This window comes from Stutzerimonas stutzeri (assembly GCF_002890895.1).
GTDB lineage: Bacteria > Pseudomonadota > Gammaproteobacteria > Pseudomonadales > Pseudomonadaceae > Stutzerimonas > Stutzerimonas stutzeri_AB.
Genome location: NZ_POUL01000002.1, coordinates 84,871 through 109,781, shown reverse-complemented (window position 1 = coordinate 109,781; position 24,911 = coordinate 84,871). Strand labels below are relative to the sequence as shown.

At 61.6% G+C, this 24,911-nt stretch carries 18 protein-coding genes; 10 read left to right on the top strand and 8 right to left on the bottom strand.

Features of this window, described 5'->3' with window-relative positions; translation table 11 throughout:
* Positions 1-77 precede the first annotated feature (77 nt).
* From CXK96_RS03485 to CXK96_RS03465, 5 genes are all read right to left on the bottom strand, one after another.
* Complete coding sequence (locus tag CXK96_RS03485; RefSeq protein ID WP_102835117.1) at positions 78-872, bottom strand: transglutaminase family protein; 795 nt, start codon at positions 870-872, stop codon at positions 78-80.
* Positions 869-1,819 carry an alpha-E domain-containing protein gene (locus CXK96_RS03480; protein ID WP_102835116.1) on the bottom strand — a complete coding sequence of 317 codons (951 nt, stop codon included), beginning with the start codon at positions 1,817-1,819 and terminating at the stop codon, positions 869-871. Before CXK96_RS03480 ends, CXK96_RS03485 begins: the two co-directional genes overlap by 4 nt.
* On the bottom strand, positions 1,819-3,231 hold the full coding sequence (locus tag CXK96_RS03475; RefSeq protein WP_102835115.1) for a circularly permuted type 2 ATP-grasp protein: 1,413 nt from the start codon (positions 3,229-3,231) through the stop codon (positions 1,819-1,821). The genes CXK96_RS03480 and CXK96_RS03475 overlap by 1 nt, the downstream gene beginning before the upstream one ends.
* Before the next feature lie 348 nt (positions 3,232-3,579).
* The gene (gene amt / locus CXK96_RS03470; RefSeq protein ID WP_102835114.1) at positions 3,580-6,963 is read right to left on the bottom strand and encodes an ammonium transporter; all 3,384 of its coding nucleotides are present in this window, start codon (positions 6,961-6,963) and stop codon (positions 3,580-3,582) included.
* A 108-nt stretch (positions 6,964-7,071) separates the two neighbouring features.
* Positions 7,072-8,094 carry an alpha/beta fold hydrolase gene (locus CXK96_RS03465; RefSeq protein ID WP_102835492.1) on the bottom strand — a complete coding sequence of 341 codons (1,023 nt, stop codon included), beginning with the start codon at positions 8,092-8,094 and terminating at the stop codon, positions 7,072-7,074.
* Between the two features lie 141 nt (positions 8,095-8,235).
* On the opposite strand from CXK96_RS03465, the gene glnT reads away from it, so the two are divergent.
* The 4 genes from glnT to CXK96_RS03445 all read left to right on the top strand — a co-directional run bounded on the left by glnT (position 8,236) and on the right by CXK96_RS03445 (position 12,706).
* The gene (gene glnT / locus CXK96_RS03460; protein WP_102835491.1) at positions 8,236-9,600 is read left to right on the top strand and encodes a type III glutamate--ammonia ligase; all 1,365 of its coding nucleotides are present in this window, start codon (positions 8,236-8,238) and stop codon (positions 9,598-9,600) included.
* A gap of 22 nt (positions 9,601-9,622) precedes the next feature.
* Positions 9,623-10,696 (top strand): putative urea ABC transporter substrate-binding protein, encoded by a 1,074-nt coding sequence (locus CXK96_RS03455; RefSeq protein WP_102835113.1) that lies wholly within the window; start codon positions 9,623-9,625, stop codon positions 10,694-10,696.
* Between the two features lie 82 nt (positions 10,697-10,778).
* A complete protein-coding gene (locus CXK96_RS03450; RefSeq protein ID WP_102835112.1) occupies positions 10,779-11,387 on the top strand; it encodes a TetR family transcriptional regulator in 609 nt (202 codons plus the stop codon).
* 221 nt (positions 11,388-11,608) lie between these two features.
* Positions 11,609-12,706, top strand: a complete 1,098-nt coding sequence (locus tag CXK96_RS03445) for a hypothetical protein (RefSeq protein ID WP_102835111.1) — start codon at positions 11,609-11,611, stop codon at positions 12,704-12,706.
* 44 nt (positions 12,707-12,750) lie between these two features.
* Here the strand turns inward: CXK96_RS03445 and CXK96_RS03440 are convergent, their stop codons facing one another.
* Together CXK96_RS03440 and CXK96_RS03435 are read right to left on the bottom strand one after the other, a co-directional pair.
* Positions 12,751-13,113 (bottom strand): response regulator, encoded by a 363-nt coding sequence (locus CXK96_RS03440; RefSeq protein WP_102835110.1) that lies wholly within the window; start codon positions 13,111-13,113, stop codon positions 12,751-12,753.
* On the bottom strand, positions 13,110-14,900 hold the full coding sequence (locus CXK96_RS03435) for a PAS domain-containing protein (protein ID WP_102835109.1): 1,791 nt from the start codon (positions 14,898-14,900) through the stop codon (positions 13,110-13,112). Before CXK96_RS03435 ends, CXK96_RS03440 begins: the two co-directional genes overlap by 4 nt.
* A 228-nt stretch (positions 14,901-15,128) precedes the next feature.
* Between CXK96_RS03435 and CXK96_RS03430 the strand changes: the two genes are divergently transcribed.
* The 6 genes from CXK96_RS03430 to CXK96_RS03405 all read left to right on the top strand — a co-directional run bounded on the left by CXK96_RS03430 (position 15,129) and on the right by CXK96_RS03405 (position 23,091).
* Positions 15,129-16,640 (top strand): CoA-acylating methylmalonate-semialdehyde dehydrogenase, encoded by a 1,512-nt coding sequence (locus CXK96_RS03430; protein ID WP_102835108.1) that lies wholly within the window; start codon positions 15,129-15,131, stop codon positions 16,638-16,640.
* Positions 16,641-16,707: 67 nt separating this feature from the next.
* Positions 16,708-17,604 (top strand): 3-hydroxyisobutyrate dehydrogenase, encoded by an 897-nt coding sequence (mmsB, locus tag CXK96_RS03425; protein WP_102835107.1) that lies wholly within the window; start codon positions 16,708-16,710, stop codon positions 17,602-17,604.
* Positions 17,601-18,656, top strand: a complete 1,056-nt coding sequence (locus CXK96_RS03420; protein WP_102835106.1) for an enoyl-CoA hydratase/isomerase family protein — start codon at positions 17,601-17,603, stop codon at positions 18,654-18,656. The genes mmsB and CXK96_RS03420 overlap by 4 nt, the downstream gene beginning before the upstream one ends.
* A gap of 10 nt (positions 18,657-18,666) precedes the next feature.
* A complete protein-coding gene (locus CXK96_RS03415; protein WP_102835105.1) occupies positions 18,667-19,818 on the top strand; it encodes an acyl-CoA dehydrogenase family protein in 1,152 nt (383 codons plus the stop codon).
* A gap of 201 nt (positions 19,819-20,019) precedes the next feature.
* A complete protein-coding gene (locus CXK96_RS03410; protein ID WP_423835178.1) occupies positions 20,020-21,672 on the top strand; it encodes a long-chain fatty acid--CoA ligase in 1,653 nt (550 codons plus the stop codon).
* A 345-nt stretch (positions 21,673-22,017) separates the two neighbouring features.
* Positions 22,018-23,091 carry a CaiB/BaiF CoA transferase family protein gene (locus CXK96_RS03405; protein WP_102835104.1) on the top strand — a complete coding sequence of 358 codons (1,074 nt, stop codon included), beginning with the start codon at positions 22,018-22,020 and terminating at the stop codon, positions 23,089-23,091.
* 124 nt (positions 23,092-23,215) lie between these two features.
* On the opposite strand, the gene CXK96_RS03400 is transcribed toward CXK96_RS03405, so the two are convergent.
* Positions 23,216-24,880, bottom strand: a complete 1,665-nt coding sequence (locus CXK96_RS03400) for a cation:proton antiporter (RefSeq protein WP_102835103.1) — start codon at positions 24,878-24,880, stop codon at positions 23,216-23,218.
* Between the last annotated feature and the right edge of the window lie 31 nt (positions 24,881-24,911).

Sequence of the window (24,911 nt, the reverse complement as noted above, 5' to 3'; positions counted from 1 at the left end):
GGCTCGTTAAGTAAAGGCTGGCCGTATAGGGGGCGCTGATAAATAGCCTCAGTGAGCGCCGGTAAATGACCCGGTCGCTACTGCGCTGCCATTTGCATAGGCATCACCTGTACGTGTGCATGCATCGATTCGCTTCCGCCGCCGCGGCGCATGCCCCGTACTGGACAGGCATCAAGATAATCCAGCCCGACTGCCAATTTCAGATGGCGGTCGGGGCGGATCAGTCGATTGGAGACGTCAAAGCTGTACCACTGCCCCTCGAACCACGCCTCAACCCATGCGTGACTGGCGAGATGGCCGCTGTCGTCGGTCAGCAAATACCCAGACACATAGCGTGCAGGAATGCCCAGCGAACGACTACAAGCGATGAATGCATGACTGTGGTCCTGGCAGACACCTGCACCGCCGGCAAATGCCTGGGCAGCGGTGCTTTCCACCTGTGTGGAGCCAGGCGTGTAGATCATGTGGTCGGCCAGTGCGTTCATCAATCCACTCAGCGCCTCTCGATCGCGACGCGCACCGCACTGGCTATGGGCGAAGTCTTTGAGGGCGCCGTCGGCCTGGGTCAGGGGGCTCGATCGCAAGAAAGGCAGTGGCGATCCCTCTTCAGCCTCACACTCACAGGACTCGTCGATTTCCACTTGCCCCTGCGCACGGATGACCAATTCGTCATGCGGCTCATCGAGCGTCAGCACATGCAAGACGTTTCCGTAGGGATCACGTTGTGCACGCACGGGTCTGGGCAACTCAAGCTGCCAATTGAAGACGTGCTGCCGTTGGCTCTGCTGAGGTGTCAGCCGCAGGTACTGAATACTTGCGCGCACCTGATCCTGGTAGCGATAGCTGGTGTCATGGCTGATGGATAGTTTCATGCGGCCTCCAGATAAGAAGAATGAATCGCGCTGCCCAGTCGCCCGATCTGGTCGATATAGGCCGTGATCCAGTCATGCAGACCGGTATCCAGCACTTCATCGATAGAGGTGTAACGCAAGCCGGCTTCCAGCTCGGAGGCCAGGCGTTGGGCGGGCCGACCGTTATCTCCCGGCAGACTCGCCAGAATCAGTTGCAGTTCGACCAGACAGGACCGCAGCGAACGCGGCACATCAGCCCTCAACAGCAGCAACTCGGAAACCTTTGCCGTGCGTGGCGAGCCGCGATAGATCTCGGCGAACGCTTCGAATGATGAGAGCGCACGCAACAAGGCGCTCCACTGGTAGTAAGCGCGAGCGGACCTGTCGTCGAGGTTTTCGCTTTCTTCGCCAAGCAATTCGTGCCGGGCGTCCAGCAAGCGCAGCGTGTTATCGGCCCGCTCGATGAAGGTACCGAGACGGATGAACCGGTAGGCGTCGCTGCGCATGATGGTGCCCACGGTAGCGCCTCTGAACAGATGCGAGCGCTCCTTTACCCATTCGCAAAAGCGGTTGATACCGTATCGCCCGAGGCCTTGCTCCGCGATGCCAGGCATTTCCAGCCAGGCCGCATTGATGTTCTCCCACATGTCAGACGTGATGCGCCCGCGCACAGCGTGGGCGTTGCTACGCGCCAAGCGCAGGCAATTGAAGAGGCTGGCGGGATTACTCTCGTCGAGCGCAAAGAAATGCAGCATCCGGTCGACGTTCAGTGCACCCTGCTGCTCCCGATAGTGATCCAGCGTACCGGTGATCAACAGCGGCATGGCCAGTTCGTCGAGGCCATCGCCGCGGCCATCTTGCGGCATCAATGAAAGCGAGTAGCTGACCTCCAACATGCGCGCCATGTTCTCGGCACGCTCCAAATAACGAGACATCCAATACAGATCGGCAGCCGTTCGACTGAGCATCAGCAGTCCTCCACGATCCAGGTGTCCTTGGTGCCGCCACCCTGAGACGAATTGACGACCAGCGATCCCTCCCGTAGCGCCACGCGTGTCAGGCCGCCAGGGACCAACCGTGTCTCGCGACCGCTCAAGACGAACGGACGCAGGTCGATGTGCCGAGGCGCGATGCCGTTTTCCACGAACGTTGGGCACGTCGACAGGCAGAGGGTCGGCTGAGCGATATAGGCGCTGGGATTGACCTTGATGCGGGCACGAAACATCTCGATCTCGGCCGCGCTCGCGGCCGGTCCGACCAGCATGCCGTAACCGCCAGACCCCTGTGTTTCCTTGACGACAAGATCCTTCAGGTTGGCCAGTACATGAGAGAGATCGGCCGGCTTTCGGCATTGCCAGGTCGGCACGTTGGCCAGAATCGGCTCCTCATCCAGATAGAAGCGAATCATGTCGGGCACGAATGGATACACCGACTTGTCATCGGCAACGCCGGTTCCGATGGCATTGGCCAGGACCAGATTGCCCGCCCGATAGGCCGACAGCAGACCCGGCACGCCCAGTGAGGAGTCGGGATTGAAGGCCAGCGGATCCATGTACGCATCGTCGAGGCGACGGTAAATGACATCGACTTTGCGAGCTCCGGAGGTGGTGCGCATGTACAGGCATTCATCACGAACAAACATGTCCGCACCTTCGACCAGCTCCACACCCATCTCGCGGGCAAGAAAGGCATGCTCGAAATACGCACTGTTATAGCGGCCCGGCGTCATCACCACTACACACGGGTTATCCAGAGGACTGGCGTTCTTCAGTGTCTCCAACAGCAGGTTGGGATAATGGTTGATCGGAGCGATGCGCTGGGCTGAAAACAGCTCAGGAAACAGCCGCATCATCATCTTGCGATCTTCCAGCATGTAGCTGACGCCGCTTGGTGTGCGCAGATTGTCTTCCAGTACGTAGTAGGTCCCGTCACCGTCTCGAACGAGGTCGACGCCTGCGATGTGTGCATAGAGGTTGCGGTGCAAATCCAGGCCCTGCATGGCCGGCTGATAACCTTCGTTGGCCAGGACCTGCTCTGCTGGAACCAGTCCCGCCTTGATGATGCGCTGGTCTCGGTAAAGATCGGCAAGAAACATGTTGAGCGCCTGCACCCGCTGAATGCAGCCCCGCTCCACGACTCGCCACTCGCTCATAGGGATCGAGCGAGGAATGGTGTCGAACGGCAGAAGACGCTCGGTGCCTTGGTCATCTCCATAAAGGGTGAAGGTGATCCCGGCACGGTGAAACAGGAGGTCCGCCTCGCGCCGCCTTTGCGCGAGCAGATCGGGTGGCGTATCGGAAAGCCAGGTCGAGAACGCTTGGTAGTGCGAGCGGCATTTGCCCTGCGCATCGTACATCTCATCGTAAAAAACGCGGTCCATGCGGAGCCCTCGAACAGAAACCTGCCCAACAGCAGTGCAAACTACGCGCCACGCGGTATAGCCCCACTGATTACGATGACATTGGGCTATGGATCAGCGCAGTCCGCACCGTTACTGAGCATTCTGAACGAGGCTGGGAACGCGACGCTCCGTTTTGAGACACGGCGCACGATTTTGAAGGCGTTGGCTCTGCGAAATGCTCCGGCATTACGAATGTCTGCAAAGACGCCGTCGCAATCAGACAGCCATGCGACAACAGCCAGACTTCCGACCGATCACTACGAAAACAATCGGAAGCGAGCAGCGCCACAAACGGCGATGTGTGTCGCCACGGCAGCCGACGCGGCTTCAGCGCGGCATCATCCGCACCCCGGACAGTTCGGACAGCGGCCCCGGTCGGCCCAGGTGATAGCCCTGCACGTAGTCGACGCCGATCTCCTGCAGGCACTCGAGAATGGCCGCTGACTCGACGAACTCTGCCACCGTGCTCAGCCCCATTTCGTGGCCGATGTTGTTGATCGAAGCCACCATGGCTCGCGCAATCGGGTCCTGGTCAATGTCCCGCACGAAACTGCCATCGATCTTCAGATAGTCCACTGGCAAGGTCTTCAGATAGCCAAAGGACGACAAACCGGAGCCGAAGTCATCCAGCGCGAAGCTGCAGCCGACCGCCTTGAGCCCCTTCATGAAAGTCATCGCGCGGCTAAGGTTGGCGATTGCTGCGGTTTCGGTGATTTCGAAACACAGGCAATTGGGGGGGATCCGGTGACGCTCGATGGCTGACAGGACGAATTCGAGAAAGCTCTCCTCCCCCAGCGAGGTTGCCGACAGGTTGATCGAATAATGCCCGAGCGACGCCCCGGGGCGACGACGCAGATCGCCAACCCATGCCAGAAAATTACCCACGACCCAGCGGTCCACCGCTGGCGCCAGGTCGTAGCGCTCGGCCGCTGGCATGAACGCTCCGGGCGGAATGATGCTGCCATCCTCGCCCTGCATGCGTACCAGCACTTCATAACGCTGCGAACCGTCGTCGCCTGCGGCACGCACGATGGGCTGGACGAACAGCCGCAACAGGTCGCCATCCAGCGCTTGCCTGAGCCGCTGCGTCCATTGCATCTCGCCACGGCGTTCCATCAATTGTTGATCGTCCGCCTGATATACATGCACGCGGTTGCGACCGCCGTCCTTGGCCGCATAGCAGGCGCTGTCAGCGGCGCCCAGCAAAGGCCCCAGGGTTTTGACGTGTTCATCAATGGCTACCAGGCCAATGCTGGCGCCAACCGCAAAGCTCTTGCCGTCCCAACTGAAGCGAAACTCGTCTACCGCGTGGCGTATGTCTTCGGCTATCCGCACCGCCTGCTGCAACGAGCAGTCGTTGAACAGGATGCCGAATTCATCGCCGCCCAGCCGCGCCAGCAGATCACTGCCACGCACGCGGCCTTTCAGTAACTGGCCCAGTTGGCGCAGCAGCTCGTCACCGGCTGCGTGGCCACAGGTATCGTTGACCACCTTGAACTGATCCAGATCCATATAGCAGAGAACATGTTCACCAACGCTGTATTCACGCAAGAGCGATTCGATTCGACGTTCGAACGCAGAGCGATTCATCAGCCCGGTGAGGTTGTCGTGGTTGGCCTGGAAGGTCAGCTTGCGGGCCAACTGGTGAGTAACCGTGACATCACGAAAGGTCAGCACCGCACCGATGATTGCTCCTTCTGCATCGCGGATGGGCGCCACTGCATCCTGCACCGCCAGTCGCGTGCCATCTGGCCGTTGCAGAAAGCCCGGCGGCCGTTCGGTACGATCCTGACGGTCGCTTCTGCGACGCAAACCGAGGCTTGCGGCGTTGGGCAGTCGCGCACCGGTGGCTTCGTCGAAAAGCTGATACACCTCATCAAGCACCAGCCCCTGTGCGGCGGCCTGGCTCCAACCGATGAGGCGCTCTGCACTGGGGTTGAGATAGCGCACACGCCCGAGCCTGTCGGTGGTGATCACACCATCGCCAATGGATGCCAGGGTGACTTGAGCGAGCATTTTCTCTGCAAACAGCTGCTCTTCGACCTGCCGGCGTTCGGTGATGTCTCGCACCATGCAGACAAACGCGTCATCCGGGCGAGCACCCTGGCTGGCGGTCAGCTCTGCGGCGAACAACTCACCGTCTTTGCCGTGCAACATCATTTCAGCTTTCATCTCGCCGCCGGCCTCCGGCAACAGCGACGCGTTGCTGCCTAAGACAAAATGTTGAAAGGGCTGCCCGATGATCTGCTCGGCCGGCAAGCCGAACAGCCGCTCGGCACCCGGGTTGCAGCTGGTCAGGATGCCGTCTCGTCCATAAGTGACGATGCCGTCGCGGATATCCCGCACGATGGTCTGCGTCTTCGCCACGGCATCTTCCAGAGCGCGAATTACCTTGTTGTATTGCTCCGCGATCTGGCCTACCTCGGTGAAGGGTTCCACCTCCACTTCGCGCTGGAACTGCCCTTGCCGCTGATGCTCGGCCATGGCGTCCAGCAGCTCGATCAGTTCGGTGCGTGCGCCATGCTCGCTGACGTTCAGCCCCACCCGCTCGTCATCGGGGTCCACCCGCATCGGGTAATAACGATTGATCACTCGCAACAGCAGATAGGTCACGCCAAAGGCCCAGACCGCACACACCAATACGCCCTGCAGCTGAACCATCAGCTGATCGAGGCGACCCAGGCCAGTGCCGAGCAGTATCGGGTCAGCGAACAGCGCCACCGCAACGGTGCCCCACAAGCCAGCCGCCAGATGCACCGGTACCGCGCCGACGGCATCGTCGATGCCAAATCGCACCAATAGCCGGTCCGACAGCCACATGGCCAGGCCTCCGCCCGCACCAATCAGCAGGGAATCCGCAATACCGACCGCATGCGCGCTGGCGGTAATGGCCACCAAACCTGCCAGCATGCCGTTAAGTAACGCGACAGGCTCGATGTAGCCGTGGCGCCACTGCGACAGCAACATCGACAAGGCCATCCCGGCCATGCCTGCCACTACGGTATTCACGACGATCCCCGGCACACGCCCGTCAAAGCTCAGGGTGCTGCCGCCATTGAAACCGAACCAGCCGAACAGCAGCAGCAAGCCGCCCAGCATCGCCAGCGGCAGGTTCGACCCCGGCATGTTCTGCCGCAGCCACTTGCTATCGAAGCGTCCCGCGCGAGGGCCGATAACCATGACCGTTGCCAGCGCGATCCAGCCACCGACCCCGTGCACCACGGTGGAACCGGCAAAGTCGACAAAGCCTTGCTGCGCCAGCCAACCCTGACCCTCACGCAGGGCACCACCCCAGGCCCAATGGCCGAACAACGGGTAGATCAAACCAGCCGAAAGTGCAGCAACGATCAGATAAGCATTGAAACGCATGCGCTCGGCCGCTGCGCCGGAGACGATGGTGGCGGCGGTTGTGCAGAACATGGCCTGGAACAGGAAAAACGCCATCGGCCAGCTGTCGTCGATGGCGAAGTCGAGCATGAACAGACCCGAGCCCATCAGGCCGTCCTGGCTGGTGCCGAACATCAGCGCAAAGCCGAACAACCAATACAACAGCAAGGCGATGCACAGGTCGGCCATGTTCTTGGTTGCAACATTGATAGCGTTCTTGCTGCGCGTCAGACCGGCCTCCAGGCACAGAAAGCCGATCTGCATGTTGAACACCAGCCCGGCGCAGAGCACTACCCAGAGAATATCGATGGAATCTTTCGGCATAGGTGTCCCATGGAAGAAGTCGGCAGCGGCAGCGGTATGCACAGCACCTGGCAGCGCTGGCCAATAGCTATTAGCGAGAAACGTGCCAGTCCGGAAAAGACTTTTTGGTCAGGACGCGAGCAGTTCGTGCATGGCAGAGAAGACCTGCGCCATGGCCTCTGGGCTGCGCCCCGGCCCGCCCGCGCAATGGCCCCAGTCCGACTCCAGCACGCGCAGTTCGGCGTTGGGCATCAGCGAGGCTTCGTGGCGCGCGTCCTCGACAGTGAAGTAAAGGTCGGTGCTGCTCGGCATGATGATCGCCCGCGCCGAGAGGCGGGCCAGCGCGCCCTTCAGGCTGCTCGCGCCGGCCAGCACCGACGGATCAGCCGACTGCCAGGTAGCCAGCACGCACAGCAGATCATTGGCATCCTGTTCCAGATGGTCTAGCTCCCAGTAGTCGAGCAAGGCGTCGAGACTGGTGAAACCCAGTTCACGCCACTGTTCGTTGCGAAAGAACGCCTGCGAGTATGCCCAACCGGCATAGGCGCGACCGAAGGCTCGCAGGCCGCGTTCGGGTGCTTGGGTATAGCGCCCGCCCAGCCAGGCCGGGTCAGCCTGCAACGCCGCCTTCACACCTTCGAGGAAGACGAAGTTGTGCGGCCAGCATCGCGCCGTGCAACAAAACGGCAGGATGCGTTGCACCTTTTCAGGGAACACCAATGCCCAGTAAAGCGCCTGCATCCCGCCCATGGACCAGCCCGTCACCAGCCGCAACCGCCAGGACAGCCCGAACAGCTGGTCGAGCAGCATGCGTTGAGCCCGCACGTTGTCAGTCAGCGTGATGCGGGGAAAGTCCGCGCCCTGCTGCCCTGCGGCGGCATTGCTGGGAGAGCTAGACCAGCCGGCACCGAACAGATTGGTCAGCACCACACAGTAGTCACCACCGGCCAGGGGGCTCCCTGCACCAAGCAGGGGCAGACTGCCCCAATGCGAGCCACCGTAGTAGCTGGGAACCAGCACGATGTTGTCTTTCTGGGCATTTGGCGAACCCACAACCTGATAGCACAACTGCGCTTTTTGCAAAGTCTGGCCACTGTCGAGCACTAGATCGCCCAACTCTGCGTATTGCTTTAGTCGTTCAACTTCAATCACTTGCATGCCTCCTGAGGCACATTGGCGACGACCTTTGCGGGCTTCGCCGAACCGTATCTATACACACTGGCATGTATATTGGATGAAGGATTCGTGCCACAGCGCATGACGCTGGCCCGAATTCAGCAAGGGATTTTCACCATGACGACCTTTCCGCTTTCCCAGATCGACGAACTCAAACAAGGCCTGCAGGACAAGGGCGTCAAGTACGCCATGGCCAGCTACGTGGACATGCACGGGGTAATCAAGGGCAAGTTCGTGCCACTGGCTCATCTGGGCCAGATGCTGCGCGGTTCCGAGCTCTATACCGGCGCTGCGCTCGACGGCGTACCACAGCAGATCAGTGATAACGAAGTGGCCGCTATGCCCGACCCGGCCAGCGCCACCCAATGCAGCTGGAACCGCAGCCTGGCCTGGTTTGCCAGCGACCTGTACCTGGATGGCAAGCCCTTCGACGCCTGCTCACGCGGCATTCTCAAGCGCCAGACCGAAGCAGCGGCCGAGATGGGCTACAGCTTCAACCTGGGCATCGAAACCGAATTCTTCCTTTACAAGGACACGCCGGACGGCGGTTTCGCCCCGCTCAGCGATCGCGACACCGCGGCCAAGCCCTGCTACGACCCACGCCTGCTGATGGACAACCTGCCGGTCATCGATGAGCTGGTCGAAGCCATGAACGAGATGGGCTGGGGCGTCTATTCCTTCGACCATGAAGACGCCAACGGCCAGTTCGAAACCGACTTCAAGTATTCGGACGCGCTCACCATGGCCGACCGCTTCGTGTTCTTCCGCATGATGGCCAACGAGATCGCCCGCAAGCACGGCGCCTTCGCCACCTTCATGCCCAAACCCTCAGCGCAGCGCACCGGCAGCGGCGCGCACTACAACATGTCCCTGGCCGACCTGGCGTCGGGCAAGAACCTGTTCGAAGTAGACGGCGACGATCCCCATGGTTGCGGTGTCACCCCGCTCGCCTACCACTTCATCGCCGGCGTGTTGAAACACGCCAAGGCCATCTGCGCGGTGATCGCGCCAACGGTTAACAGCTACAAGCGCCTGATCCGCAAGGGCGCCATGTCCGGCTCGACCTGGGCACCGGTGTTTGTCTGCTACGGCAACAACAACCGCACCAACATGCTGCGCATTCCGTCTCAGGGCGCCCGGGTCGAATGCCGCGCCGCGGACATCGGCTGCAACCCTTATCTCGGCGCCGCGATGATCCTCGCCGCCGGCCTTGAAGGCATCCGCGAAAAGCTCGAACCGGGCCAGCCGCACCGCGAAAACATGTACGACTACAGCGAAAAAGACGTCGCGGACATGGGCATCGAAACCCTGCCGCGCACGCTGTCTGAAGCCATCGACGCCTTCGAGGCCGACCCGCTGTCGCGCCAGGTGTTCGGCGATGCCATGTACCAGGCCTTCGTCGACTACAAACGCGACGAATGGAATGCCTACCACACCCATGTTTCCGACTGGGAAATCCAGCGCTACCTGAAATTCTTCTGAGCAGATGACAAGGAGATTCACCATGCAAGCCAATACTTTCAAGCGAGCACTCTGTGCCGGCGCCGTCATCTTCGCTGCGCTTTCGCCATTCGCCGCCCAGGCTGAAGAAAAGAAAAGCTTCGATATCGCCTGGACCATCTACGCCGGCTGGATGCCCTGGCAGTACGCCGACGAGTCGGGAATCATGAAAAAGTGGGCCGACAAGTACGGGATAGAAGTCAACATCACCCAGATCAACGACTACGTTGAATCCATCAACCAGTACACCGCGGGCCAGTTCGACGGCGTGGTCGCCACCAGCATGGATGCGCTTTCGATCCCGGCTGCGGGCGGCGTCGATACCACAGCACTGATCGTTGGCGACTACTCCAACGGCAACGATGGGCTGGTGATGAAGGGCAGTGCTGATCTGAAAAGCCTCAAGGACCAGCAGATCCATCTGGTCGAACTGTCGGTCTCGCACTACCTGCTGGCTCAGGCGCTGGACAGCGTGGGGATGAGCGAGCGCGACGTGCAGGTGGTGAACACCTCGGATGCCGACCTGGTCGCCGCCTTCAGCACCGACGACGTGCGCAACGTGGTGACCTGGAATCCGCTGCTGGATGAAGTCGCCGCCATGCCCGATGCGCACAAGGCCTTCGACTCCAGCAATATTCCCGGTCACATCAAGGACCTGACCATCGTCAACAGCGAAACGCTGGCTGACAACCCGGACTTCGGCAAAGCGCTGGTCGGCGCCTGGTACGAGGTGATGGGCATTCTTGAAAGCGATACCGAGGAAGGGGCGAAGGCACGTGCGGCCCTTGGTCAGGCATCGGGCACCGATCAAGCCGGTTACGAAAGCCAGCTCAAGGGCATGAAGATGTTCTGGACGCCGGCCGATTCGTTGGCCTTCATTCAGAGCGATGAGGCTTATCAGGCGATGGACAGCGTTCGTCAGTTCTCTTTCGATCACGGCCTGCTGGGCGACGGCGCCGACTCGGTTGATTTTGTCGGCATCGCCATGCCGGGCGACAAGTTGCTCGGCTCCGAGAGCAACGTCAAACTGCGCTTCGATACCACCTACATGCAAATGGCGGCGGATGGAAAGCTGTAGAAAGCGTCTGGCTTCTAGCTTCCGGTCCAACGCTGGAAGCTAGAACACCCTCGCCCTTCCCTCATCCCCGACGATCGAGCCCATGCGCCGTACGAAAGAAGACGCCGAGCAAACCCGCCTGAAGATCATCGCCGCCGCGCTGGAGCTGTTCAGCAAGAACGGTTATTCCAATACAACGCTGGCGATGATCGCTGATGAAGCGGGTTTCAGCCGTGGGCCAATCTACTGGCACTTCAAGAACAAGGACGAGCTGTTTCAGGCGGTTCTGGGATTTTCCCAGCAGCCGCTGGAGCGGTTGATCTCGCAGAGCCTGGGCATGGCGGATCAGCCGCGGTCGGCGCTAGAACACTTCATCAGCGAGTGGTTCCGCCTGTTGCTTGAAGATCGCTGGCACCGGCAGTCGTTCGAGATCTTGTTGAACAAGACCGAGTTCACCGAGCAGATGGCCGATACGCTCAAGCGTGAGCGCAAACTGACACGCGACATCGTCAAGCTGCTGGAGCAGCTGATCGAAGCGGCAGACTCCGGCAACAGCCCTGCCCCAGCCAAGTCACACAGCCGTGCGCTGTTTCTCTATGCGAGCCTCATGGGCATCACCCACAGCTGGTTGTTCTCGCCAGAATTGTTCAGCCTCAAGTCGCAACAGGCATTGTTCACCCAGCAACTGCTGGCCGCCTGGCCACGGACCTAAGCAGACGCGGCCCCTTGCCACACAGCCCTACGGGTTCTTTATTTCAAATCGGTACAAAGCACAATGGTGGCAATCCCCGCCTGAGACTCAGTGACTGCGTCTAATACAGAGCGACGGTGGCCGGATTAATCCTCCATCCATGCCAGATAGGCTTTCCGGTGGATACACAGCGGCAAACCTGATGAATAGAACTCAGGCTTCCGCACCGGAAGGACTCTGACATGCAAGCCACAAGAACAATTCTGGCAGCCGCCATTTCCGTACTGCTCATCAACCACGCCTACGCGGTCAATGAATCAACCCAGGACCAGGCGGGGTCCGACAACTACGCCGATATCACCCAGCGAGGCGAAGACAGCAGTATCTCCCAGCGCCAGAGCGGTACAGGCAACGTCGTTTACACCGACCAACGCGGCGCCGGGATGACAGCTGACAGCGAACAGGCCGGCAGCGGCAACATCTCCATCACCGATCAGAGTGGCGTTAACGGTAACGTGGCGATCAGCCAGGACGGGGAATACAACCTGGCCACGGTTCTTCAATCCTCGATAGGCACAGGCCAGTCGGTAGCCATCTCCCAGGCGGGGATCAGCAACTTGGCTTATATCGAACAACCCGACGGTGCCGGCAACGCCGCCACGGTTACCCAGAACGGCCAGGGCAACGCCACCGAGGTGTTCCAGGTTGGCCGTTTAGGGAAAAGCTACACCGGCGTTCAGAACGGTGACGGCAATACGGCCTACATCGAACAGACCGGCGGCGCCGCTGCCGATACCGAGCAGAGCGGTACAGCCAACGTCATCAGGCTCACCCAGGATGGTTTCCCCTATGGGGCATACGCGTCGATCAGCCAGAACGGCATAGGTAATGAGGCAACCCTCGACCAGCGTTCTGGAGGACGCTATTCGTCCGGTGATGTAACGCTGGTGCAAATCGGCACGGACAACGTCGCCGATGTCGTGGAGTCTGGTGGCTTCTCTTCGTTCTCTTTCACTCAAGATGGCACCGGCAACGTGCTGACCGCAGAGCAAGGCGGACGCTCGACGACAGTGGACGGTCGCTCTACGGGTAACGACAACCGGGTCGACATCGAGCAGAGCTTCGATGGCAGTAGTCTCGTCATCGACCAGAACGGGACGGCCAACGAGATCGATGTGGTTCAGATGGGCTATTACAGCAGCGGCACAGTCGAGCAGACCGGTACGGAGAATTACGCTTCGCTCCTGCAGACCGGTGCGTGGGACAACGTGCAGCAGTACGACGCGACCATCAGGCAGGACGGCACGGGCAATTCGGCGATTGTTACGCAGGGGCCATAACCCCCAGGGCCTGCAGCCGCCTCATTCCGCAGCAGCAGGCCAGTTCATTCAGCAGCCAGGGCCCGGCGCACGATTTGCTCGAGGTCACTGAAGAAGAAAGGTTTTTGCAGCGTCGGAATGTGCGCGTAGCGCGGGTCCATTCCGACCGAGCCATAGCCGGTCGCGAATACCAGCGGAATGTTGCGCCCAATCAGTCGATCGGCAATCGGAAAGCTACTTACCCCGTCCAGATTGACGTCCAGCACCGCCAGATCGAAATCACCGTTCTCGGCAGCCTGCATGCCTTCGGCAAACCGCGGCACCAGCTCCACATGCTCACAGCCGATATCCTGCAGCATGTCTTCCAGCAGCATCCCGACCAGCGCCTCATCCTCGATGACCAGTACTCTTGAACACAGTCCGCTCATTGCAATGGCACCTCGATATCGCAGACAACGCCACCACTGGGAAAAGCGAGACGTACTTCAGCGTTCAGTTCACCGGCCAGACCGCGCTCGAGCAGGCGCGACCCGAAGCCTTTTCGCACGGGCGGTGAAACGATCGGCCCGCCGACCTCTTCCCAGTGCAACTGCAAAGTGGCTGTCTGATCTGACTGTGACAGCTTCCAGACAATGCGAACCTGGCCCGAATCGCTGGACAAGGCCCCATATTTGGCCGCGTTGGTACACAGCTCATGCAGTGCCATGGCCAGCGCCAGTGCCTGCTTGGGCCGCAACCGCTGCGCCGGCCCCTCGCTGATAAAACGCTGGCGGCCATCGACCCGAAACGGCGCGATAGCCTGTTCAATCACCTCACGCAGGTCAGCGGCTTGCCAGTTCTCCCGAGACAACACGTCGTGCGCCTTTGATAGCGCAATCAGCCGCCCTTCAAACCAGTGATAGCCCTGGTTGCTGGCGTCTCGACGAAAGCTCTGCGCAGCAATCGACTGCACCGTCGCGAGCGTGTTCTTGACTCGATGATTGAGCTCATTGAGCAACAGCTGGCGATGGTCTTCGGCGACCTTTCGCTCGGTGATATCGACCAGCATGTTGACCGCACCAATCAGCTCGCCCGCGCCATTGCGCAGTGGCGCGGGATAGGCGAGAAACGGCACGCGGGTTCCGTCAGGGCGCTCGGCTATCGCTTCGGCCCCCTGGATCGCGCTGTTTTCGGTGACCGCCACCGCCATCGGGCAATCCTCGTGACCCATCGGTGTGCCGTCTGGCCAATACAACCGCCAGGTCACGCACCACTCATCGCTACCGATCACCGGTACACGCCCGGCCAGCTCGACACAAGCCTGGTTGAAATAGCTGACCTTGCCATTCGCATCGGTGGTGTAAACGGCTGTGGGCAAGGCTTCCAAAAGATCGCGCAAGCGCTGTTCTGCTTCTCGGTTAGCGGCCTCCAACTGCTTGCGTTCGGTGATGTCGCGGGTAATTGCCAGTTGCACGTAACCGCCGCTGGATCCGTTGCTGCCGTCTGGCATCGTCATGGGCACCGCGTGGGTTTCCATGTGCCGTCGTTCCCCGGCGAGATTGATGATGTCGAATTCCCAGCTGAGTTTCTCGCCGTCGCAAACGCGCAGGTGTTGCTCCTGCCAAGACGCGCGGTGCTCAGACGCAACGAGCTCGAATACGCAGCCACCCTCTACGTCCTCTGGAGCATTTGCTGCCAGCATCTGCAGGCCAGCGGGGTTCATCTGGACTAGCGTCCCGTCGCGATCAACCACCTTCACGCACTCGGGCGTGTGGTTCACCATCGCGCTCAACCAATCGACGTTACGCCGCCGGTCAGCACTTGATTGCCGCGCAGGTGTAGTCGCCTGAAAGCAGACGACTGCGCCGGTGATCTGCCCGGCGTCGTTGCGCAGCGCTTCGATATTGGCCAGTGCGGCCGCCGGAATGCCATCGGGACGCTCGATCAGCAGCGCGACGTCCTGAGCGGCGCGTCCCGTGCGGATCGTGTGACCCAACGGGGTATCGGCAAGGGATATCAGCTCGCCATCGCTTCGGACTATCCGCAGACGGCCATGACTGGCTAACACACCGCCGCACAGCTGATCGGCCATTCGGTTGTAGCGCAGCACGGCGCCATTGGCGTCGAGCACGCACACACCCATAGGCATGACGTCGAACACGGGATCATCGAACGGCGACGAATCCGCAAGGGCTTCGGCTACCAGGTTCGCACCGGGGATATTTGCAATCTGCATCAGCACCTTTCACGACCAGTCGATGGATGTCCCGCCGGCAGAGTTTACCGAACCAAGCGAGACGGCGAGTCCAGACAGCCCAGCAGTATTCACCGCAAAGGACAGTATGTGCATTTATGCAGACCAGCTATGCAGCGAGCCGCATTGATGTCGGCAAATATGCACTCTAGGATCAGGACAGCTCCATCCATTCTTCTATCCAAAGAACAACAATCGCTAGGACACGCCATGACCCAGTCAAGTGCCATCCCCACAGTCAAACTCCTGATCGGCGGTGAGCTGGTCGAGTCATCAACCAGCGAATGGCGCGACATCGTCAACCCGGCGACGCAGGAAGTCCTGGCCCGCGTACCCTTCGCTACCGAGGCGGAGATGAACGCTGCCGTCGCCAGCGCCAAGGAAGCCTTCAAGACCTGGCGCAAGACGCCCATCGGCGCGCGCTCGCGGATCTTCCTCAAGTACCAGCAGCTGATTCGCGAAAACATGAAGGAGCTCGCCGCCATCCTCACTGCCGAACAGGGCAAGACCCTGCCGGACGCTGAAGGCGATGTGTTCCGCGGGCTCGAGGTGGTTGAGCACGCCGCCGGCATTGGCAATCTGCAACTGGGCGAGCTGGCCAACAACGTCGCCACCGGCATCGACACCTACACGCTGCTGCAGCCGCTGGGTGTCTGCGCGGGCATCACCCCGTTCAACTTCCCGGCGATGATTCCGTTGTGGATGTTTCCCATGGCGATTGCCACCGGTAATACCTTCGTCCTCAAACCGTCCGAACAGGACCCGATGGTGACCATGCGTCTCGCCGAACTGGCGATGGAAGCAGGCGTGCCGCCGGGCGTGCTGAACGTCATTCACGGCGGCGCCGAAGCGGTGAACCTGATCTGCGATCACCCGGACATCAAGGCCGTTTCCTTTGTCGGTTCGACCAAGGTCGGCACCCATGTCTATAACCGCGCCAGCGGAGCCGGCAAGCGCGTGCAGTGCATGATGGGCGCCAAGAACCACGGCATCATCCTGCCCGACGCGCACAAGGAGCAGACCCTCAACAACCTCGTCGGCGCGGCATTCGGCGCAGCTGGCCAGCGCTGCATGGCACTGTCGGTGCTGATCCTGGTGGGCGAAGCACAGAGCTGGCTGCCGGATCTGGTCGCCAAGGCCAAAACACTGAAGGTTAATGCGGGTGCTGAAAGCGGGACCGACGTTGGCCCCGTGGTGTCCTGCACTGCGCTGGATCGCATCAGTTCGCTGATCGAGCACGGCGTGTCGGAAGGTGCAGAACTGGTGCTGGACGGTCGCAATCCGCAGGTCTCGGGCTTCGAGAAAGGCAACTTCGTCGGGCCGACCATCTTCTCCGGGGTGAAGCCGGACATGACCATCTACCGGGAGGAAATCTTCGGCCCGGTGCTCTGCGTGATGCAGGTCGACACCCTCGACCAGGCCATCGAGCTGATCAACGCCAACCCCAACGGCAACGGCACCGCCCTGTTCACCCGTTCCGGCGCCGCGGCCCGGCATTTTCAGGAAGAGATCGACGTTGGCCAGGTCGGCATCAACGTGCCGATCCCCGTACCGGTGCCCATGTTCTCCTTTACCGGCTCGCGCGCCTCCAAGCTTGGCGACCTCGGCCCGTATGGCAAGCAGGTGGTGCAGTTCTACACTCAGACCAAGACCATCACCCAGCGCTGGTTCGATGAGAACGAGGTCGGCGGCCCGGTGAACACCACCATCAACCTCAAGTAACGGGATCGGCGTCGGCTAAACACCCGGCGCCGTTTCAGCCGTCAATCAGAACAAGAAGGAAACGGCCATGCATATCGGATTTCTAGGGCTCGGCAACATGGGTGGGCCCATGGCGCGCAACCTGCTCAAAGCCGGCCATCAAGTCACTGTTTTCGACCTCTCAGCGGCTGCGGTTTCAGGCCTTGTCGAAGCCGGCGCCAAAGAGGCGACCTCTCCGGCTGCCGTCGCGGGTGCAGGGGTTGAAGCCATCATCACCATGCTGCCGGCTGCCGCGCATGTGAAGCAGGTCTACCTCGGTGAAGACGGGCTTCTGGCCAACGTCCAATCCGGCGTTCTACTGATCGACTCCTCCACCATCGACCCAATGTCCGCACGGGAAGTTGCCGCCGCCGCAGCAAACAACGGCAACCCCATGCTCGACGCTCCGGTATCCGGTGGCACCGTCGGCGCCGCAGCCGGCACCCTGACCTTCATGGTTGGCGGCAGTGAGGCGGACTTCCACAAGGCACAGCCAATCCTGGCGACGATGGGCAAAAACATCGTTCATTGCGGCGACACAGGAAACGGTCAGGTGGCCAAGGTTGCCAACAACATGCTGCTCGGCATCTCGATGATTGGCGTGGCCGAGGCCATGTCGCTGGGCGTGGCCCTGGGGATGGACGCCAAGGTGCTGGCCGGAATCATCAACTCGTCGAGCGGACGTTGCTGGGCATCGGAGATCAACAACCCCTTCCCTGGCGTGCTGGAAAACGGCCCGGCCTCGCGAGGCTACAGCGGCGGGTTCGGCACCGACCTGATGCTCAAGGATCTGGGCCTCGCCAGTGAAGCGGCCAAACAGGTGCGCCAGCCGGTTATCCTCGGTGGTCTCGCGCAGCAGCTTTATCAGGCCTTCAGCATGCAGGGCCACGGTGGGCTGGACTTCTCCGCGATCATCAAACTCTACCGTCAAGAGGACGAGACATGACCCAGGCAGAAGCGCCGGTACTGATCGAAGTACGCAACCGCGTCGGCTATCTCACACTCAACCGCCCCGCCGGGCTGAACGCCGTCACGCTGCCCATGGTGCGGATGCTCCACGAGCAACTGCAGGCCTGGGCGGACGACCCCGATGTGGTCGCCGTGGTATTGCGCGGCGCTGGCGAGAAAGCCTTCTGCGCCGGTGGCGATATCCGCTCGCTGTACGACAGCTACAAGAGCGGCGACAGCCTGCATCGGGCGTTCTTCGAGGAAGAATATGCGCTGGACCAGTACATCCATGCCTACAGCAAACCCCTGCTGGCATTGATGAACGGCTTCGTGCTCGGCGGCGGCATGGGCCTGGTCCAGGGTGCCTCGCTGCGGGTGATTTCCGAGCGCACGCGGATGGGCATGCCGGAGGTCGGCATCGGTTACTTCCCGGATGTGGGCGGTAGCTATTTCCTGCCACGCCTGCCGGGCAACCTCGGCCTCTACATGGGCCTGACCGGTAACCACGTCGGCTCGGCCGACGCGCTGTATGCCGGTCTCGCCGATTACTGCGTGCCTTACGAGCGTTTCGCCGAGCTTGAGCAGGCGCTGGACCGCCAGGATTGGAGCACTGCGCCGGTGCAGACACTGACCAACCTGCTGGTGTCCATGGGTTGCACCGAGTTGCCGGATGCGCCGTTCAAGGCGCTGTTCCCGGCCATCGAGCAGCATTTCGCCCATGACAGCGTCGCTGCCATTCGCCAGTCGCTGGCCACCGAAACACGTCCCGAGTTTCGCGATTGGGCGGCCGAGACGCTCAAGACCATGGACAGCCGTTCGCCGCTGTCGATGAGCGTCACGCTGGAAATGCTCCGTCGTGGTCGCAGCTTGTCGCTGGCCGACTGCTTTGCCATGGAGCTTCACCTGGACCGCCAGTGGTTCGACGAAGGCGACATCATTGAAGGCGTCCGCGCGCTGATCGTCGACAAGGACAAGAACCCTCGCTGGAACCCGCCTACGCTGGACGAAGTGACGCCCGAGCGCGTGGCGGCCTTCTTCGCCGGCGCCTGAGGAGCTGCATATGCAAGACATTGAACTGAGCGAAGAACAACGGATGATCCGCGACATGGCGCGCGACTTCGCCCGCGCCGAAATCACGCCCAAGGCAGAGGCCTGGGAACAGGCCGGCTGGATCGGTGACGACACCGTGACCCAGCTTGGCGAGCTTGGCCTGCTGGGCATGATCGTGCCCGAGCAGTGGGGCGGCACCTATATCGACTATGTCGCCTATGCCCTGGCCGTCGAGGAAATCTCCGCCGGCGACGGCGCCATCGGTGCGCTGATGAGCATCCACAGCTCGGTGGGCTGCGGTCCGATTCTGAAATACGGTACGCCGGAGCAGCAGGACCAATGGCTGCCGGACCTGGCGGCGGGCCGCGCCATTGGCTGCTTTGCCCTGACTGAACCCCAGGCTGGTTCCGAGGCGCACAACTTGCGCACCCGCGCCGTGCTGGAAAACGGCGAATGGGTGATCAACGGCGCCAAGCAGTTCGTCAGCAACGGCAAGCGCGCCAAGATCGCCATCGTCTTCGCCGTCACCGATCCGGAGCTGGGTAAGAAGGGGCTATCGGCGTTCCTGGTGCCCACGGATAACCCCGGTTTTGTCGTCGACCGCATGGAAAAGAAGATGGGCATCCGCGCTTCGGATACCTGTGGCGTGACCCTGCGTGACTGTCGCATTCCCGAAGCCAACCTGCTCGGCCCACGCGGCAAGGGGCTGGCCATCGCCCTCTCCAACCTCGAAGGCGGCCGCATTGGCATCGGCGCCCAGGCGCTGGGCATTGCCCGCGCCGCGTTCGAGGCAGCACTCGGCTATGCCCGCGAACGCATCCAGTTCGACAAGCCGATCATCGAGCACCAGAGCGTGGCGAACATGCTGGCCGACATGCACACGCGCCTGAACGCGGCGCGATTGCTCATCCTGCATGCCGCTCGCCTGCGCAGCGCCAACCTGCCGTGTTTGTCCGAGGCCTCGCAGGCCAAGCTGTTCGCCTCGGAAGTTGCCGAATACGTCTGCTCCAAAGCCATGCAGATCCACGGCGGCTACGGGTATCTCGAGGATTACCCGGTCGAGCGTTATTACCGCGATGCGCGTATCACGCAGATCTACGAAGGCTCCAGCGAAATTCAGCGACTGCTGATTGCGCGGGAGCTGAACAACTACGGGCTATGAGCGACATGCGACGCGTGCCCGCGCAAGGCGTGGGTCCAGCGCGGAGGACAGGACCAACGGGTAAGAGCACGCCGGGCCCTTGGCGGACAATCGGCTAGATTTACAGAGCGAGAACAACTCGCCATGGCAGCAAGCAGTATTCGAATGACAGATGGTGGCAAGCGCGGCCGCCATCCAGACAACAATAAGAAGGATACGACGATGCTCAAAGGTACGATGCAGCAGACCCCGCTGATGATCAGCGGCATTCTGACCCATGCCGCCCTCGCCCATGGCGACCGGGAAATCGTCTCGCGGCTGGTGGATGAACCTATCTGGCGCTACGACTACGCCGGGCTCGCCACACGCACCGGCCAGGCAGCCGCAATGCTGCGAAGCCTGGGCGTGAAAGCTGGCGACATGGTGTCGTCCATTGCCTGGAACACGCATCGTCACTTCGAGCTGTTCTTTGCCGTACCCGGCATCGGCGCGGTACTGCACACGGCCAACCCGCGGCTGTCGGACGAGCAAATCATCTACACCCTGAACCACGCCGGCAGTGGCGTGCTGCTGTTCGATCGCAGTTTTCTCGCCGTGGTCGAGCGAGTTCGGCCGCGACTGGAGCATATCCAAACCTTCATCATGCTGTCGGATGCCGAACGCACCGAGCCTGGGGACGTTGGCGCGCAAAGCTACGAAACGCTGATCGCTCGAGAAGCGCCAATCACGGATTGGCCTCAGTTCGATGAAAACGCCGGCGCCATGCTCTGCTATACGTCCGGCACCACCGGCAATCCGAAAGGCGTGGTCTACAGCCACCGCTCGGTCGTTCTGCATGCCATGGCAGCCGGCCTCACCGGCGCCTTCGGCTTCTCGGCCTTCGATTGCATCATGCCGTGCTCCTCGCTCTACCACGCCACCGCTTGGGGCGTGCCTTTTACCGCTGCGATCAATGGCTGCAAGTTCGTCCTGCCGTGCGACAAGATGGACGGCGCCAGCCTGCAGGAGCTGATCCAGAACGAGGGCGTCACCTTTTCTGGCGGCGTGCCGACAATCTGGACGATGTACCTCAATCACCTGGAGCGCACCGGCGAAGATACCGGCAAGCTCAAGTGCCTGGTCATCGCCGGCTCGGCCGTGCCGCGCGCGCTGGCCGAGAAATTCGAGACGAAATATGGTGTCAGCGTCCGCCAACTCTGGGGCATGACTGAAACCAGCCCGCTCGGCGTCGTCGCCACGCCGACGCCCAAGCTCGCCGCCATGGGCGAAGCGGCCACCAACGAGGCCATCTGGACCCGCCAGGGCCGGCTGCAATTCGGTATCGAGCTGAAGATTGTCGATGAGGCAGGCAACGCACTGCCGCATGACGGTATCAGTTCCGGCGCCTTGCTGGTGCGCGGCCCCTGGACGGTCGAGCGCTACTTCCGCAGCGAAACCACCGCACTGGACGCTGACGGCTGGTTCGACACCGGCGACATCGCCACCCTCGACCCCAACGGCTACATGCGCATCACTGACCGCAGCAAGGACGTGATCAAGTCCGGCGGCGAGTGGATCAGTTCCATCGACATCGAGAACATCGCCGTGGCCTGCCCCGGCGTGCGCATCGCCGCAGTGGTCGGCGTGACGCACGAAAAATGGGAGGAGCGGCCGATCCTGATCATCGAGCCCCACGACGACACCGAAATCTGCATCGAAACCGTGCTCGCCTTTCTCGAGCCACAGATCGTCAAATGGTGGATGCCCGACGCCGTCATCATCGACAGCGTCCCGCTGACCGCGACCGGCAAGATTGACAAGAAAACCCTGCGCGACCGTTACCGCGACCACCTGATCGAGCTGGAGGGAAGCGCAGCGGACGCGGCGAGCCTGTAGCGCGGCAGGACCTTGGGGCGCGCCGTAAGGTGGGCTTCAGCCCACCGATCTCACCCAGCCGAGCGAGCGTAGTGGGCCGCACCGTTTCGCGGATTCACCCCGCCTTCTCCGGCGAGCTACCTGGCGGCCCGTAGGCTGGGTCTCGGTCCACCGTTCTTGCCTACTCGAGGGATCTAACGAATCGCGCCGTTTCACTGACTCACCGCGTCATCTCCGTGCGCATCCGTGAACTCGGCCATCAATGCCACTTAGCACGCCAGGCCGATCACAACCGCCCGCGCCGGAACCACACGGATGCCTGCACGTACGGGCGCGATGGCCCCATCACCAAAAGGAACGCGCCTTATGTCGACCGCCACCCCTCGCCAAGGTCCGCTGATCGGTCTGCGAGTACTGGAGTTCGCCAGCATTGGGCCCGGCCCACACTGCGCAATGCTGCTGGCTGACCTCGGCGCCGAGGTGATTCGCATCGAGCGTGAAGGCGGCAATGGCTGGCCCAATCCAGTGGTTGATCGCGGCCGCAAACGCCTTACGCTGGACATCCGCACAGACGCCGGGCGGGAGCAATGCCTCACGCTAGCCGAAGGTGCCGACGTGCTGATCGAAGGCCTTCGTCCTGGCGTAATGGAACGGCTTGGCCTCGGCCCGGAACAGGTTCATGCGCGTAATCCAAGGCTGGTCTACGGCCGGATGACCGGCTGGGGTCAGACCGGCCCCTTGGCCCAAAGCGCCGGCCATGACATCAACTACCTGGCAATCACCGGCGCTCTGGCGGCCATCGGTGGACGCGAAGGCCCAGCGATCCCGCCGCTCAATCTGGTCGGGGATTTCGGCGGCGGCTCGTTATATCTGGCGTTCGGCATCATGGCCGCGTTATGGGAACGCGAGCGGTCAGGCCTGGGCCAGGTGGTCGATGCCGCCATCGTCGACGGCGTGTCCTCGATGATGACCTTCTTCGCCGGCCTCTTGCCCAGCGGCGCCATCTCGCTGGAGCGCAACCGCAACCTGCTCGCCGGGGCCGCCCCGCACTACCGCTGCTACACCTGCGCCGACGGCCGCGACATTGCCATCGGGCCGCTGGAGCCGCAGTTCCTTGCCGAGCTGATGCAGCGGATCGATGCGCCCGACCTCCTGCGTCAGGGCTGCAACAACCCAGAGATATGGGCCGAGCAGAGCGAAGCGCTCGCCTGGTTATTCGCCAGCCGCACCCAAGCCGAGTGGTGCGCCCTGCTCGAAGGCAGTGACGCCTGCTTCGCCCCGGTGCTGAACCTGGAAGAAGCCGCGCAACATCCGCATATGCGCGAGCGCGGGGTCTATCACGACATCGATGGCGCCTTGCACGCCGCCCCCGCGCCGCGGTTTTCAAGAACGCCGGGGTCGATTACGGAGCCCATCGAAAACACAGGCGGTTGGGACTGATAGCGCGGTGTGAGAGCTCGATCTTGGTCAAACCGGGTGGCTCCTATCAGCCAATTGGCCGTACGACGCTCCGCTTCACCCCTACCCTTGCACGCCGCGCGGACCAAACGATGGTGCTGTGCCGCTAGTGCCGTGCCTTTTCTTCCAAGTCACTCACCAGCCAACGTGCCGCAAAGTCTGCTGCGTCGGTAAAGGGGTTGAGCACCATTGCGACACCGGCGTCATCGAGCGACCGGCCGTGCTGGTCGTCTCTTACCACCCCCGCCACCTGGCCACCGAAGCCTGCGACCCGCAGAGCATGTAAAAAGGCCCGGTTCGATTCCCACTGCGGGAAGGTGGTCACGACCCAGTCGGCATGCTGCAGCGGCAGCGCCTCCAGCAGACTGGGATCCTCCCCGTCACCAAAGCGCACATTTAACCCGCCCTGGGCCAGCGCACGCACCGCTTCGGGATCGAAATCAACGCCCATTACGGTGACATCCGCGCCGTCAAGCTGCCGCAGCAAGCGCGCACCATAGCGACCCATTCCAAAAACCAGAACCTGTGGCTGGCCTTCGGGACGCAACGGTCGGTCCACTTCGAGTTCGCGGAACGGGCGCTTGCGCTCGAACACGCCAAGCCAGGGCATCAAACGCTCGTAGAGCGGTTGTGAGAACAGAATCATGTAGGTCGACAACATGATGGTGACCAGCCCTACCAGCGTAGTCAGTCCCAGCGCATGGGCATCGACGTGGCCCAGGGTGATGCCCATGGCGACGAACACGATGGAGAACTCGCTGATCTGCGCAACGGTAAGCCCGGCCAGAAACCCTGTGCGCTTGCGATAACCCATGAACCCCATGATCGCCATGACGATCAACGGGTTGCCGATCAGCACGAAGAGCGACAGCACCACGGCGGGCAGCGCCTCACCGCCAAGGGTGGAAAAATCCAGTTTGGCGCCCAGGTCGATGAAGAAGAACAGCAGCATGAAATCACGAATCCCGGTCAACCTCGCGTTCATCGCTTCGCGGTACCCAGTCGAGGCCAGCGAGAAGCCGGCGATGAATGCGCCGGCCTCCTTGCTGAAGCCAGCCCACTCGCCGATCACTGCGAGGCCGCAGCCCCACGCGATGGCGAAGATCAGCAGCAGCTCCTGAGAGCGAGCCATGGCGGCCATCACCCTCGGCAATACATAGCGCATCAACAGAAACATCAGCAGCGCGGCGAGCACCAGGCGCATGATCAGCGAACCCGCGATTTCCAGTGTGCCCGCCTCGCCAGCCCCCCGCAGCGCACTCATCGTCATCATTGCCAGCACCACGGCCAGATCCTGGACGATCAGGAAGCCGACCGCGATGCGCCCGTGCAGCGAGTCCAGCTCACGTTTATCCGAAAGCAGTTTGACGATGATGATGGTGCTGGAAAAAGTCAGCGCGACGGCGATGTAGATCGCCTCCACCGGGCTCTTGCCCAATGCCAGCGTCAGGATGAACCCGAAGACGATGGTGAACGCTAACTGACCGAGCCCAGTGGCCAGCGCCACCGGTCCGATATGACGAATATGCTGCAGGTCGAGTTTGAGCCCGACCACGAAGAGCAACACCGTTACGCCAATTTCCGCCAACAGGTTGATCTGGTCGTGCGCCCTCACCAGGCCGAATACCGCCGGGCCGACCAAAATGCCGATAACGATATAAGCGATCAACACCGGCTGTCGCAGCCGGACGGCAACCGCACCGGCTGCTGCCGAAAACATCAGCAGCACCGCGAATTCGACATAGGGCCCATGGGCCAGAATCGTCTCCATCCTCAGTCCCCCTCGCCAGCGCTCTGCATGC